This is a genomic window from Streptomyces sp. NPDC002870 (assembly GCF_042888505.1).
In the GTDB taxonomy this organism is placed as follows: Bacteria; Actinomycetota; Actinomycetes; order Streptomycetales; family Streptomycetaceae; genus Streptomyces.
In genome coordinates, this window is the sequence record NZ_JBIAPW010000010.1 from 129,832 (window position 1) to 143,978 (window position 14,147).

The window sequence follows — 14,147 nt, forward strand, 5'->3', positions numbered from 1 at the left end:
CAGCGCGGTCGAACAAGACCGACGCGGGCACTCGGATGCCTTCCAGCAGCGGTTGCGCAGGTTGGGTTCGCCGCGGGCCGGCGACGGCGGGGCCCGCAAGGGGGACTCGAGTCGTCCGTTTGGCCCGTATTCACAGGTTTCAAGCGGGTGCGGCTGATCGTGGCAGTTAGCGTCTGGCGCGGCGATCATCAGCGCCGCGGCGATCCCGCCCGTCCATGACGGGGGCATCATCGCCGAGTCCATTCTGATCACTCGCATACACCTCGGTGTCGTGCGCTGCAGGAGGTCTTCATGTCGGGTATCGCGGTACGGGCGGCGTCGGATCCGGAGAGTGGGGGGCGAAGTCGCGGGGGCGGGGGCTCGTGGTGGGTGCTGCTGCGGGCCTGGGTGGCGGGACTGGCGGTTCTGGCCGGCCTGGCCGTCCCGCTCGCCGTGGCCACGCCCGCTGCCGCGCAGACCGGAACTTTCGCCTACGTCGCCAACTTCAACTCGGACAACGTGTCGGTGATCGACACCGCCACCAACACGATCACCACCACCATCCCCGTCGGTGACGGCCCTGTTGGGGTGGCGTTCACCCCGGACGGCACCCGCGTCTACGTCGCCAACAACTCCTCGAACGACGTGTCGGTGATCGACACCGCCACCAACACCGTCACCACCACCATCCCCGTCGGCGACGGCCCCTTCGGTGTAGCGGTCACCCCGGACGGCACCCGCGTCTATGTCACCAACCGCGACTCGGACAACGTGTCGGTGATCGACACCGCCACCAACACCGTCACCACCACCATCCCCGTCGGCGACTTCCCCCAGGGCGTGGCGGTCACCCCCGACGGCACCCGCGTCTACGTCACCAATCAATCCTCAAGCGATGTGTCGGTGATCGACACCGCCACCAACACCGTCACCACCACCATCCCCGTCGGTGGCGGCCCCACGGATGTGGCGGTCACCCCGGACGGCACCCGCGCCTACGTCACCGACGTCGACACGAACAGCGTGCAGGTGATCGACACCGCCACCAACACCGTCATCGGAGCCCCCATCCCCGTCGGCGACGTCCCCATCAGCCTGACGGTGACCCCCAACGGCTCCCGCGTCTACGTCACCAACGCCTTCGGCAACGACGTGGCAGTGATCGACACCGCGACGAACACCGTCATCACCAACATCCCGGTCGGCGTGGGACCCACTGCGGAGGCGGCGACTCCGGACGGCTCTCGCGTCTATGTCGCCAACACCAGCTCGGCCAACGTGTCGGTGATCGACACCGCGACGAACACTGTCATCACCACCGTCCCCGTCGGTGTCGGCCCATCGGGCGTGGCGATCGGAACCGTCACCACGGAGCGGACCCCGACCAAGCTGACGCTGAAGGCGAAGAAGAAGGGGAAGGACAAGGACCACCCCGAGGGCGGGAACGGTCTCACGCTGACCGCCAAGCTGACCGCCGAGGGCCTGCCCCTGGAAGGCAAGGAAATCACCTTCACCAACGCCGTCCTGCTGTGCACCGAGACCACCGACGACCGCGGCAAAGCCACCTGCAAGGTCCCCGGTAAGCAGGACAAGGACACCTGCTACACCGCCGCCTTCCCCGGCGACGACACCTATCTGCCCTCCACCGTCACCCTGTGCAAGAAGCGCGACGACGACAAGCCCGACCTGACGTCAGTGCTGCCCGGCCAGAGCGACGTCCGCATCCCGGTGCTGTCGCCCGGGAACAGGTGAGCGCGCCCGGCCTAGCCACGGCGATCTCCCGCCGCCTCTCGCGGTCCGGTGACTGATCCGCCCTGAAGAGCACGCCCGCTCGTGCAACTCCCGCCCGGATCGGTCGCCTCCTCCACCACGTTGTGGCCCTGACCCCGTTCGAGGTCGGGGCCACAACGTCGCCTGGGCTGTGGGGATTTGGTTCGCTGCGCCTAGCACATCGGCTCCCTGCGGCGAATGCGCCGACCTCGGCGGGCGCCACGCCTGGTGACCCCGACAGGCACCCCACCTGGATCTGCCGATTACTCCGAGTTATTGATAATCAGCGCGTGCCGACCGGCTGTGACGATCGATCGGCTGCGCGCGGGTCAAACTCGCCCTTGGGACCGGACGTGGAGTCCCCAACCGGTCGAAGCGAGGAGCGCGTACATGAGTCCTGCCAACAGGACAGGGTCCCGACTGGGACCGCTGGCTTGTCGAGCCACCTGGACCGCGGGCGGCGCGATCGCCTCACTCGCGCTGGTCCTGGCGACCGGGCTCGTCAGTCCGGTCGGGGTCGCGGCTCAGAGCATGGGCGAACGCGTGAGCGTGTCGAGCGGCCCGGGCGGCGGAGACGACAAGTGCCGGGAAGGGGCGGACCGCGGCGGCAAGGACGAGTGCAAGAGGGGCCCGACGGGCGCGACCGGTGCGACGGGTCCGACCGGTGCGACGGGGGCGACGGGGGCGACGGGCGGGCCGGGGGCAACGGGCGCGCAGGGCGTGCCGGGTGACCCGGGTGCCACGGGCGGGCCGGGACCGACGGGTGCGACAGGATCGACCGGGGCTACGGGGCCGACCGGGGCTACCGGATCGACCGGGGCTACGGGGCCTGCCGCGCCCACGGTCAATGTCGGTGCGAGCATCTTCGGCGCCGCAGATCAGAACATCCCGACCAACGCCCAGACCCAGATCACTTTCAGTGGCACCGCCTACGACACGGACACGATGTTCGACGCGACGAACTCGACGCTGGAGGTCAACACCGCCGGGCGCTACCTCCTCAAGGGAAGGGTTCTCTGGAACTTCACCCCGAATGACGAGGGGCAGCGTCAACTTCGTATCTCCGTCAACGGCAGTGTCGTCGCCTTTGACGGGCAGGACACCGCGGACGCCCCGGTCGGCATGGGCACCTCGCAGGACGTGTCAACGATTGTTCAGCTGAATGTCGGTGACGTAATCTCCCTCAGGGTTTTCCAGACCACCGGAAGTGCCGCCACCTCGACCTGGCTGTTCACAGGAGAGACCAACGTGGCTCCCCAGCTCCAGGCGGAGTGGCTCGCGCCGTAGGCCACGCCCTCGGTCCGACCACATCCCCACACGTCCACCGCAGCCGAGCCGCCGCGCAGCCGCGTCGAACGCCGACTGGCGCGGGTGAGCTGAGCACCCGGGCGGCGGCGTCGGCTGCTGGTAACGGAAATGGGCATGACTGCGGCGGCCGTGGAGTGGATACGGCCGCCGCAGGTTTTGTGCAGCAGGAGCGGGAGCAGGAGCAGATACGGAATTGAATCCGATGAATCAAGTCCCCCATTTATGAAGGACTGGTGAATTCCGCAATGCGCACGGACATCACGCCGGCTTCTTGATGAGCTTGCCGTCCGCCGCGATCACGAACCACTCCCCGTCCAGGCCCTGCCCGTTCACGTCCCCCGCCGTCGCGTCGCCCACGTAGTAGTACAGCGGCCAGTCTCCGTAGACCGCCTGTTCCGCGCCCTCGCCGAGCTTCGTCTCCTTCAGCAGGGCGGCGTCGGTCCCCGCGCCAGCCTTCACGTCCTTCGCGGAGGTGAGGGCCGGCCAGACCGCGATGCAGTCGGCGTCGCACTTGCTGGCGCCGGCCTTGTCCTTGGTGAATCCGTACAGCGTACGGCCCGAATCGTCGACGAGGATCTTGCCGAGGGACGAGTCCGCCGTCCTGACGGACACCGTCGCAGCGGGCTTCGCTCCCGGCTTCCCGGCGCCGTCCTTGCCGCCGTCCTTGGAGTCCTCGGTCGAGCCGCCGCAGGCCGCCAGAGTCAGCAGCGCGAGCGCTGCCAGCGGTGCGGCGAGCAGCGCTTTCTTACGGGTGCTGCGCATGATTGTTCCCCCGGTGTGTTGTGGGTGATGGGTACATCGAGTGGTACGGCGGCAACTGAACCGGGGTTCAAACGAATTCAAGAATTTTCCATTGAACGAGTCGACTTCGGGGCGCGTACTTCATCGCGACCGGCCCCGTCCGGAGTCGGCCTCAAGGGGAGGATCAAAACAATGCAGAAGCGTTATGTTGCTGTTACCGCCGCCGCAATTGTGCTTGGTGTTGCAGGTGTTACTCCGGCCATCGCCCACGGCAGTCACAGCAGTCACAGCGCCGGGCACAGCAGCAGCCAGGGATCAGCCGCGGGCGGCAACGCCGGCGCCACCTTCAGCAAGGCCTCCAGCGGGCGCGCCGTCACCTTCGCCGCCCAGCTCTCCGGCGCCAATGAAGTCGCCGTCCCCGGCGGGCCCGCCGTCAACGACCCCGACGGCAAGGCCGTCGCCCTCGTCAAGGTGAAGGGCGACCGCGTCACCTTCGCGCTTCAGTGGAAGGGCTTCGTGCCCAGCCTCGGGCACATCCACGAGGGCGTCACCGGGAAGAACGGCGCCGTCAAGGTCCCGCTCTTCGGGACCGCGATGCCCGACACCGTTCACTCGGCGGCCGGTCAAGTGGCCATCACCGACGCCGAGCTGGCCAAGAGCATCCGTACCAACCCGTCCGGCTTCTATGTGAACCTGCACAGCGCGGAGTTCCCGGGCGGAGCCGTACGAGGGCAGCTCAAGCCGCTCCACAAGAACATCAACCCGCTCGACATCATCAAGGGCGGCAAGCTGCGGGCGCTGTCCAACGGCGACCAGGAAGTCCCGAAGAACGACGCGTCCAAGGTGGGCGATCCGGACGGGCACGCCGTGACGTTCCTGCACCCGAAGGGTACGAACGTCGACTACTCCTTGGCATGGGTCAACATCAAGAGCCCCTCCAAGGGCCACATCCACAAGGGCGCGTTCGGGAAGAACGGCGACGTCGTCTTCGACTTCTTCAACCGGCCCGTGCCGGACGGGATCTTCGCCGTCTCCGGGAAGCTGGCGGGGCAGAACCCCGACGTGGTCAAGCGCGTGCGGGCCAACCCGCAGAACTACTACTCCAACATCCACACCGCCGAGTTCCCCGACGGGGCCGTCCGCGGGCAGCTCTTCCACTGAGCGCGCACGGCCCATCGTGAACGCGTACGGGCCCGCCGTGAACGCGTACGGACCGCCGTACGTATTCCACGACACCTCCCCCAGGTGGCTGGGCGCGTGACCGTACCCCAGGGACCGGTCACGCGCCCAGCGCGTGTGCCACCGTGTAGATCAACAGGCCGGCCAGCGCGCCGACCACCGTGCCGTTGATCCGGATGAACTGCAGATCCCGGCCGATGTGCGCCTCGATCTTGCGCGAGGTGTGCTCCGCGTCCCAGCTCGCGACCGTCTCCGAGATCAGCGAGGTGATCTCGGCGCGGTACGTCGTCACCACGTAGACCGCCGCGTCCTCCAGCCAGCCGTCCACCTTCGCCTGAAGCCGGCTGTCCGTCGCCAGCCGCGAGCCCAGCGACAGCAGCGAGGCGCGGGCGCGCAGCCGCAGTTCGCTCCGGTCGTCCTCGGCCGCCGAGATGATCATGGTGCGTACGGAGGACCAGGCGGAGGCGATCACGTCCTGCACCTCCGAACGCGACAGCAGGTCCGACTTCATACGCTCCACCCGCGCCCGAGTGTCCGTGTCCGACTGGAGGTCCGCCGCGAAGTCCGTCAGGAAGCGGTCGATCGCGCCGCGCGCCGGGTGGGCAGGCATGTCGCGCATCTCGGTGACGAAGCGCAGCAGCTCCTTGTAGACGCGCTCGCCGACCTTCTTGTCCACGAACCGCGGGGTCCAGCCCGGCGCCCCGCCCTCGACCGCGACCAACACCGAGTCCGAGTGGAGCACCAGCCAGTCGGCCGCGCGGGCGCAGATCAGGTCGACCGCGCGGTGGTGGGCGCCGTCGGCGACGACCTTGTCCAGGGTCTTGCCGATGCCGGGGGCGATCTCCGCGCTGTCCGCGCGGCGTGTGATCGCCTCGCCGACGACGGCCTGGACGTCGGAGTCGCGCAGCACCGTCAGCGCGCCGCGCAGTGCGGTGGACAGCTCGGCGGTGACCCGGTCGGCGTGGGCGGGCTCTGCGAGCCAGGCGCCGAGGCGGCCGCCGATGCCGAGGGCGTGCAGCCGGGCGCGGACGACATCGCCGGAGAGGAAGTTCTCCCCGACGAAGGAGCCGAGTGTGGTGCCGAGCTGGTCCTTCTTGTTCGGGATGATCGCGGTGTGCGGGATGGGCAGACCCAGGGGGTAGCGGAACAGCGCCGTGACCGCGAACCAGTCGGCCAGGGCGCCGACCATGCCCGCCTCCGCGGCGGCCGCGACATAGCCGGTCCAGGCGCCGAGCCCGGCGTTCTTCCCCCAGGTGGCGAGGGCGAAGATCACAGCGACGAACACCAGCGCGCCGGTCGCCGTCGCCTTCATCCTGCGGACGCCGCGCTGCTTCTCGGCGTCCGCCTCGGTGAACGCGAAGGAGGCGAGGGGCGTGCGTGCCCGCACCGCGCCATCGGCAGACCGGTCGTGGGCGGACCGGCCATCGGCGGACCGGTCCTCGGCAGACCGGTCCTCGGCAGACGGGTTCGCGTCGGCGCGGCCGCCCCCTGTCAGCGCCGGCCGTCCCGGTCCTTTCCGACCCCGTCCTTTCCGTCCCGGTCCTGGCCCTTCCGGTCCTGTCGGTTCCCGTTCCGTCCGTTCCGGACCTGTACGTTCCATCCGCTCCACCCATCCGCGCGCGTCCCGTACGCAATAGTCCCTACCTCAGGTACTCCCGGGGCGCACATCGAGTTCCCCGGACATGCCGGATGATGTGCTCATGCATAAGCGCCGCGGGTACGCGACCCTCGCTGCCCTCACCGTCGTCGTGGCCCTCATTTGCGGCGCGATATACCTCGGAGTCGGGGCCGCCCAGGGCCGGACCACCGTTCGTACGCCCTCCGCCGGGCCCGCGGTCTGGGTCGGCACCTGGTCCGCCGCCCCCGTCGAGGCCGTCGAGGCAGCCGCTCCCGTCCAGGCCGTCCAGGCCCTCGAGGCCGCAGCCACCGGAACTGGCACGGCTCGCACCACCGCCGGCCACTCCGTACGCAATGTCGTCCACACCAGCATCGGCGGCGTCGCCGCCCGTGTCACCCTCTCCAACCTCCTCGGCCGCCGTCCGCTCGAGATCGCCCATGTCTCGCTCGCCGTCCGCGCGGGCCGCGGCCCCGCCGCCGTCCCCGCCACCCTGCGCCGCGTGACATTCCAGGGTGCCGAAGCCGTCACGATCGCGGCCGGCGGCCAGTGGGTCAGCGACCCCGTCGTCCTGGAGATCCCTTACGACGGCGATCTGCTGGTCACGGTGCATGCAGCCGACGGGCCCGTCACCATCCACCCACGCGCGCGCCAGACCTCGTACGTCGCGGACGGCGACCGTACGCAGGACGTCGGCGGGGACGCGTACACCGGCCGGATCCGCGCCTGGCACCACCTCACCGCCGTCGACGTGCTGACCCGGGAGGCACGCGGCGCGGTGGTCGTCGTCGGCGACTCGATCACCGACGGGGTCACCTCCACCTCCGACGCCAACCGCCGCTGGCCGGACGTCCTCGCCGACCGGCTGGCCGGCCGGGGCGCGGGCCACTACGGCGTCCTCAACCAGGGCATCAGCGGCAACCGCCTGCTCGCCGACGGCCGCGGCCCCAGCACCCTCGCCCGCTTCGACCGCGATGTGCTCGCCCGGTCCGGGGCGAAGACCGTGATCGTCGCGATCGGCATCAACGACCTGCTGCACGCCTCTCCGTACGTCCCCGCCCCCACCGCCGACACGATCACGGCCGGGTTCGCCGAACTCGCCGACCGGGCGCACGCACGCGGACTGCGCGTCGTCGGCGCGACGCTGCTGCCCTGCGGCGGACACCACCGCTGCACGCGCGCAGTCGAGTCCGTACGCGACCAGGTCAACGCGATGGTCCGCGCGGGTGGGATCTTCGACGCGGTCGTCGACTTCGACCGCGCGCTGCGCGATCCGTACGCACCGAACCGGCTGCTCCCGCGCTACGACTCGGGCGACCATCTCCACCCGAGCGACGCCGGTTACGCGCGGATGGCCAAGGCGGTGGACCCGGCGCGGCTGTGAACCCGACGCGGCTGTGAACCCGACGGGACACCACCGGGCTCAGTCGAGCTCCTTGCGGTCGCCCTTCTCCAGCCGCCCGCGCTTCTCCTCCTCGCGCTCAGCCCTGAGCCGCTGCTTCTCCGCCCGGGTGCGCTTGCGCTCCACGCCCACGCCGCCCATCAGCGCGAAGCCGGAGACGATCACGCGCGGCGCCGACGGGTCGGGCTTGCCCTCGCCCTGTTCGCCGAAGCCGCCCATCAGGCCGATGCCATTGACCTCGACGTTCAGGTCGGGCGGCACGACGATATTGACCCCGCCCATGATCGCGATGCAGCGGATCACGGTCACCCGGTCCTCGAAACGGGCTTCCCGCAGATCGAGTTCGCCGCCGCCCATCATCGTGAAGCTGGTGAACCTGCGGGCCACCGTCCAGGTGCCCTTGCGTACGAAGCCGCCCCAGAAGGCGAAGGCCCCCTTCGAGGTGGCCGGGCCGCCGACGCGCGCGGCCCAGCTGCCCACGCCTGCGGCGACCGCCGGTGACGACAACACCGTGCCCGCCGCGGGAAGATCGCTGACCAGCGGCTCCAAGTCGCCGTGCGTACGCGCCCTGTAGGCGGCGTCCAGGCGCTGCTCGAACTCCTCCATGTCGAGCCGCCCCTCCGCCACCGCATCGCGCAGCCGCTCGGCCACCCCTTCGCGCTCGGAGTCCGAAGCGCGCATTTCAGGGAGTTCACTCGTCATGGTCAGCAGCCTAGTCAAGGCCGCGCCGCGCTTACAGCCCCGAGCCGCGCGCTACATCCCCGGCCTCTCCGCGTACATTTTCGCGATCACCGCCTCGATGTCGGGCTCCCGCACCGACAGGTCCACCAGCGGATACGTGTCGGCCAGCGCGGCCACCAGCGGCGCCGCGGACTGGGAAGCCGGGAAGGCCAGCCACTGGCGGGGGCCCTCGACCTTCACCGTACGAGCGGAGTCGAGGACGATCGGCGGCAGCTCGCGCTCCAGGTCCACCACCAGCGTCCGCTCGCTCTCCCCCACCTCGTGGAGCCCGGCGAGCGCCCCGTCATACATCAGCCGCCCGTGATCGATGACCATCACGCGCTTGCACAGCTGCTCGATGTCGGTCAGATCGTGCGTCGTGAGCAGCACCGTGGTGGCCCGCTCGGCGTTCAGGTCCCGGAGAAAGTCCCGGACCTTCGCCTTGGAGATCACATCGAGGCCGATGGTCGGCTCGTCCAGATACAGCACCTCTGGGTCGTGCAGCAGGGCCGCCGCGATGTCGCCGCGCATCCGCTGCCCGAGCGAGAGCTGGCGCACGGGCACATCCAACAGCTCTGCCAGGTCGAGGAGTTCGACACAGCGGTCGAGGTTCTCGCGGAACCGCTTGTCGGGGATCCGGTACATCCGGTGCACCAGACGGTACGAGTCCTTCAGCGGCAGGTCCCACCACAGGGTCGTACGCTGCCCGAAGACCACGCCGATCCGCCTCGCCAGCCTCGTACGCTCCCGGGACGGGTCGATGCCCGCGACCCGCAGCCGTCCGCCGCTCGGGGTCAGAATGCCCGTCAGCATCTTGATGGTGGTGGACTTCCCGGCGCCGTTCGGGCCGATGTAGCCGACCATCTCGCCGCGCGGCACCCGGAAGCTGATCCCGTCGACGGCCCGCACCTGGTGCTTCTCGCGGCGCAGCCGGCCGGCTTTCCGGCGTACGTCGAAGACCTTCTCGACGCCGTCGAGTTCGATGAAGTCCATGAAGTCCCCCTCTGCGAGGTCCACCCTCAGCTCCCTGTGCTCCGGTACGAACGAAGGCCGACACGCCAGGCGAGGGCGGCCAGCCAGCAGCAGACCGCGGCGACCACGGGCGGCATGAAGGCGAGCCACTGCGGCAGGTCCAGCGGGTAGGGCCGCCCCAGCACGTACAGCGCCGGCAGCCAGTTGACGAAGGCCAGCGGCACCACGAAGGTCACCCCGCGCACCAGGTCCTTCGCGAAGAGCGTCGGCGGGTACTGGAGCAGCGTGTTCCCGCCGTACGTGAAGGAGTTCTGCACTTCGGAGGCGTCCTGCGCCCAGAACTGGAACGCCGCCCCCGCCACGTACAGCGCCGAGAAGATCGCCGCCCCGCTGAGCAGCATCAGCGGCACCATCATTACCCGCAGCGGCGTCCACTCGATGTCGAGGGCGAGCACTCCGTATCCGAAGATCAGCAGTCCCTGGGTGATCCGGCCCAGCCTGCGCAGCGCGAACCGGTCCGCCGCCACCTGGGCGAGCACCGGCACCGGACGCACCAGCAGCGTGTCCAGCGTGCCGTCACGCACCCGCCGCCCGAGCCGGTTCATCGATCCCATCACCAGGTCGGCGAGGCCGAAGGCGGTGCCCGACGCTCCGTACAGAAAGGCGATCTCGCCCAGGGTGTAGCCGCCCAGCGCGTCCACGTGCGAGAACATCAGCAGGATCGTGATGAAGTCGAAGGAGGTGGCGGCGAAGTTTCCCAAGGCCGTCATCACGAACGACGCGCGGTAGGCCATCGTGGAGCGGATCCACATCGCGGCGATCAGTCCGTATGCCCGCAGTCCGCCGAAGAGGGCGTCAGCCACCCTGGACCACCACCCTGCGGGTGGCGACTGTCTGCAGGGCCCGCCCGGCGGCCAGCAGCGCCAGCGCCCAGCCGCCCTGGAAGGCGTACGCCTGCACCAGCCCCCAGCCGGTGTGCTTGCCGAGGAAGACGTCCGCCGGGACCTGGAGCAGCGAGGACCAGGGCAGCGCCCGGGCCACCTCGCCCAGGGCGCCCGGGAAGAGGTTCAGCGGCAGCAGCATCCCGGAGAAGAACAGCCCGGCCAGCCAGCAGATCTGCATCACCCCGGCCCCGTCCATCAGCCAGAACGCGGAGAGCGCCACCAGGAACCGGACCGCGAAGCTCACCACCACTCCGAGCGCCACCGACACCAGGAAAGCGAGCCAGGTCAGCGGCGAGCTCGGCAGCGCAAGGTCGAAGGCGAGCGCGCCGAGCGCCATCGGCACGATGCCGCGGCCCATGAGATGGAAGGCTGCCCGCCCCAAGTCGCCCGAAAGCCACCACAGTTGGAGGTCGGCGGGCCGGTAGAGGTCGATCGCGATGTCCCCGGTGCGGATCCGCTCCATCAGCTCGTCCTCGAAGCCGCCGCCCATCATGGCGCAGGTCATCAGCAGCGCCTGTCCCAGCCACACATAGGTGAGCGCCTGGGAGAGGTCGTACCCGCCGAGCTGCGGCCGCTGGTCCCACAGGGCCGTATAGGTGTACGCCATGATGAAGCCGAAGACGGTGTTGGTGAACACCCCTGCCGCCGTCGCCACCCGGTACGTCGCATAGCGCCGGAACCCACCGGCGGCGACGACCACGTACAGCCGCACGTTGATTCCCCCCTCCGCACGCGGGCACCAAAGCGCACGACCCTAGCCCAGCCGGGCGAGCCGCCGCGAGCGCTTTTACGCCTGCCGGGTCCGCGGGTTGTCGTACCGAAAAGTGCAGTATGGGCGTATGAGCGACGAGCCACAGCAGCAGGGCTGGAACCCCCGGGACGCGACCGTCGTCGGACCGCCTGCCGCACTCGAGAAGAAGGGCTTCAGGCCCCCCGGCAAGCGCACCGGCTGGCGTCGCGCCATCCCCACCTGGCGGGCGGCGCTCGGTGCGTTTCTGATCGTCGCCCTGCTGCTGATCGGCGGCTTCCTGGCCGGCTACAAGCTCGTCGACATCCCGCCCGCCAACGCCTTGGCCACCGCCCAGTCGAACGTCTACCTCTACGAGGACGGCACCCAGATCGCACGTGACGGCGAGGTCAACCGGGAGAACGTGAGCCTCGCGCAGGTACCCCTGGCGGTGCAGCGGGCCGTACTGGCCGCCGAGAACCGGGACTTCTACTCCGCGCGCGCCGTCGACCCCAAGGCGATGGTCCGCGCCGCCTGGAACACCCTCACCGGCAAGGGCAGGCAGTCCGGCTCCACCATCACCCAGCAGTACGTCAAGAACTACTACCTGGGCCAGGAGCAGACCATCTCGCGGAAGTGGAAGGAGTTCTTCATCGCGATCAAGCTGGGCCGCGAGGAGAGCAAGAACGACATCCTGGAGGGCTACCTCAACACCAGCTACTTCGGGCGCAACGCGTACGGCATCCAGGCCGCGGCCCATGCCTACTACGGCGAGGACATCGAGGACATCGACACCGCGAAGGGCGCGTACCTGGCCTCGCTGCTCAACGCCCCCAGCGCCTACGACATCGCCACGCACCCGGAGAACCGGGCGGCCGCGCTCGGCCGCTGGAACTACACGCTCGACGGCATGGTCAAGAAGAAGTGGCTCAGCCCCGCCGAGCGAGCGGCCATGAAGTTCCCCATGCCGCAGACGGCGAAGCCCGCGACGGCGCTGTCGGGCCAGCGCGGCTATATCGTCCAGGCCGTCGAGGACTACCTCACCAGCAACAAGATCATCGACGAGAGCACCCTGGCCACCGGCGGCTACCGGATCACCACCACGCTGGAGCGGCACAAGCAGGACGCGTTCGCCGAGGCCGTCGACGACCAGGTGATGTCCAAGCTGGACGCGGGCCGCCCAGCGGACCGCAATGTCCGCGTCGGCGGAGCTTCCATCGACCCGGCCACCGGCAAGGTCGTCGCCATGTACGGCGGCGTCGACTACACCAAGCAGTACGTCAACAACGCGACCCGCCGTGACTACCAGGTCGGATCCACCTTCAAGCCGTTCGTCTTCACCGCGGCCGTCGAGAACGGGTCGAGCACCCAGGACGGCCGGACCGTCACCCCCAACACCTTCTACGACGGCACCAACAGGCGCTGGGTCGAGGGCTGGAGCGGCAAGCCGTACGCCCCCGAGAACGAGGACCACGTCTCGTACGGCCCGATCACGGTCCGCACCGCCACCGACAGGTCCGTCAACGCGGTGTACGCGCAGATGGCCATGGACGTCGGCCCCGCCAGGGTCAAGCGGACCGCGATCGACCTCGGGATCCCCGCGAGCACCCCGGACCTGAACGCCTCCCCCTCCATCGCGCTGGGCCCCGCCACCGCGAGCGTCCTCGACCTGACAGAGGCGTACGCGACGCTCGCCAACCACGGCAGGCACGGCACGTACACCCTCGTCGAAAAGGTCACCAAGAACGGCCTCGACGTCCGACTGCCCAAGGAGGACAGCGAGCAGGCCGTCAGCCGGGAGGCCGCCGACACCACCACCTCGATCCTGCAGAGCGTCGTCGACGACGGCACCGGTCTCGCGGCCAGGTCGGCGGGCCGTCCCGCCGCGGGCAAAACGGGCACGGCGGAGGAGGACAAGGCGGCCTGGTTCGCGGGCTACACCCCGAACCTGGCGACGGTGGTCGCGGTGATGGGCCAGGACCCGGTCACGGGTGTGCAGAAGCCGCTGTACGGCGCGCTGGGGCTGCCGCGGATCAACGGCGGCGGGGCGCCGGCGAAGATCTGGGGCCAGTTCACGGGCGCCGCGCTGGAGGGCTCCGAGATCGAAGAGTTCGACCTAGAACTGCAGGAGGGCGCGGAGGAAGAAGAGGAGCCGTGGGAGCAGGAGCCGGAGGACGAGTGGTCACAGGAGCAGGAGCAGGAGTCGACGGACGAGTCGCCGGAGACACCGGACGAGAGTTCGGGCGAGAGCGAGGGGCAGACGGACGGGGACGCCACCGACGACGGGGCGACGGACAGCGGTGAGACCGACGGGGACACGGAAGAGGGCACGGACAGCGACGGCACCACCGACCGCGGTGAGGGCGACGACGACACGAGCGACGACGACACGGGCGACACGGACGAGGCACGGGCCGCAGGCCCCCGCCCACTCATCCCACCCGGCCTCAGTGAGCCGGCGAGTCAGTGACCCGAGGTCGCCTTCAGTCCCACCACGGCAACCAGCAGCAGACAGACGAAAAAGATCCGCGCGGCGGTCGCGGGCTCGTTCAGCGCCGTCATGCCGACGACCGCCGCACCGGCCGCGCCGATGCCGACCCAGACGCCGTACGCCGTGCCGATCGGCAGCGTCTTGGCGGCGTGCGAGAGCAGCATCATGCTGGCGACGATCCCGAGTCCGGTGAACACGCTCGGCCACAGCCGGGTGAAGCCGTCGGTGAACTTCATCCCGATCGACCAGCCGACCTCGAGCAGACCGGCGACAACAAGCAGAACCCAGGCCATGACGGC

General features: G+C 69.6%; 12 protein-coding genes. 5 read left to right on the forward strand and 7 right to left on the reverse strand.

The window, feature by feature from the left end:
- Positions 1-291: 291 nt before the first annotated feature.
- A complete protein-coding gene (locus ACFYWY_RS15325; protein ID WP_389185478.1) occupies positions 292-1,731 on the forward strand; it encodes a beta-propeller fold lactonase family protein in 1,440 nt (479 codons plus the stop codon).
- A 408-nt stretch (positions 1,732-2,139) separates the two neighbouring features.
- Complete coding sequence (locus ACFYWY_RS15330) at positions 2,140-3,036, forward strand: hypothetical protein (RefSeq protein WP_389185481.1); 897 nt, start codon at positions 2,140-2,142, stop codon at positions 3,034-3,036.
- A gap of 279 nt (positions 3,037-3,315) precedes the next feature.
- Here ACFYWY_RS15330 and ACFYWY_RS15335 read toward each other — a convergent pair whose 3' ends face one another.
- Positions 3,316-3,819 carry a hypothetical protein gene (locus tag ACFYWY_RS15335; RefSeq protein ID WP_389185484.1) on the reverse strand — a complete coding sequence of 168 codons (504 nt, stop codon included), beginning with the start codon at positions 3,817-3,819 and terminating at the stop codon, positions 3,316-3,318.
- Positions 3,820-3,990: 171 nt separating this feature from the next.
- Between ACFYWY_RS15335 and ACFYWY_RS15340 the strand changes: the two genes are divergently transcribed.
- On the forward strand, positions 3,991-4,959 hold the full coding sequence (locus tag ACFYWY_RS15340) for a CHRD domain-containing protein (RefSeq protein ID WP_389185487.1): 969 nt from the start codon (positions 3,991-3,993) through the stop codon (positions 4,957-4,959).
- A gap of 118 nt (positions 4,960-5,077) precedes the next feature.
- Here the strand turns inward: ACFYWY_RS15340 and ACFYWY_RS15345 are convergent, their stop codons facing one another.
- Positions 5,078-6,586, reverse strand: a complete 1,509-nt coding sequence (locus tag ACFYWY_RS15345) for a DUF445 domain-containing protein (RefSeq protein WP_389185489.1) — start codon at positions 6,584-6,586, stop codon at positions 5,078-5,080.
- Positions 6,587-6,677: 91 nt separating this feature from the next.
- Here ACFYWY_RS15345 and ACFYWY_RS15350 point away from each other — a divergent pair, with 91 nt between their 5' ends.
- Positions 6,678-7,976, forward strand: a complete 1,299-nt coding sequence (locus ACFYWY_RS15350) for an SGNH/GDSL hydrolase family protein (RefSeq protein ID WP_389185492.1) — start codon at positions 6,678-6,680, stop codon at positions 7,974-7,976.
- Between the two features lie 39 nt (positions 7,977-8,015).
- Here ACFYWY_RS15350 and ACFYWY_RS15355 read toward each other — a convergent pair whose 3' ends face one another.
- From ACFYWY_RS15355 to ACFYWY_RS15370, 4 genes are read right to left on the reverse strand one after another with little or no spacing between them, the layout of a single operon-like run.
- Complete coding sequence (locus ACFYWY_RS15355; RefSeq protein ID WP_389185494.1) at positions 8,016-8,696, reverse strand: DUF1707 domain-containing protein; 681 nt, start codon at positions 8,694-8,696, stop codon at positions 8,016-8,018.
- A gap of 51 nt (positions 8,697-8,747) precedes the next feature.
- Complete coding sequence (locus tag ACFYWY_RS15360) at positions 8,748-9,707, reverse strand: ATP-binding cassette domain-containing protein (protein ID WP_389185775.1); 960 nt, start codon at positions 9,705-9,707, stop codon at positions 8,748-8,750.
- Between the two features lie 26 nt (positions 9,708-9,733).
- Positions 9,734-10,549: an ABC transporter permease gene (locus ACFYWY_RS15365; protein ID WP_389185497.1), complete on the reverse strand. Its 816-nt coding sequence runs from the start codon at positions 10,547-10,549 to the stop codon at positions 9,734-9,736.
- Positions 10,542-11,342 (reverse strand): ABC transporter permease, encoded by an 801-nt coding sequence (locus ACFYWY_RS15370; protein WP_389185500.1) that lies wholly within the window; start codon positions 11,340-11,342, stop codon positions 10,542-10,544. The genes ACFYWY_RS15365 and ACFYWY_RS15370 overlap by 8 nt, the downstream gene beginning before the upstream one ends.
- Positions 11,343-11,469: 127 nt before the next feature.
- Between ACFYWY_RS15370 and ACFYWY_RS15375 the strand changes: the two genes are divergently transcribed.
- Positions 11,470-13,827 (forward strand): transglycosylase domain-containing protein, encoded by a 2,358-nt coding sequence (locus ACFYWY_RS15375; RefSeq protein ID WP_389185502.1) that lies wholly within the window; start codon positions 11,470-11,472, stop codon positions 13,825-13,827.
- Here the strand turns inward: ACFYWY_RS15375 and ACFYWY_RS15380 are convergent.
- Positions 13,821-14,141, reverse strand: coding sequence for a DMT family transporter (locus tag ACFYWY_RS15380; RefSeq protein ID WP_389185505.1), 321 nt, complete (start codon positions 14,139-14,141; stop codon positions 13,821-13,823). The two genes, ACFYWY_RS15375 and ACFYWY_RS15380, sit on opposite strands and share 7 nt — an antisense overlap.
- Positions 14,142-14,147: the final 6 nt, after the last annotated feature.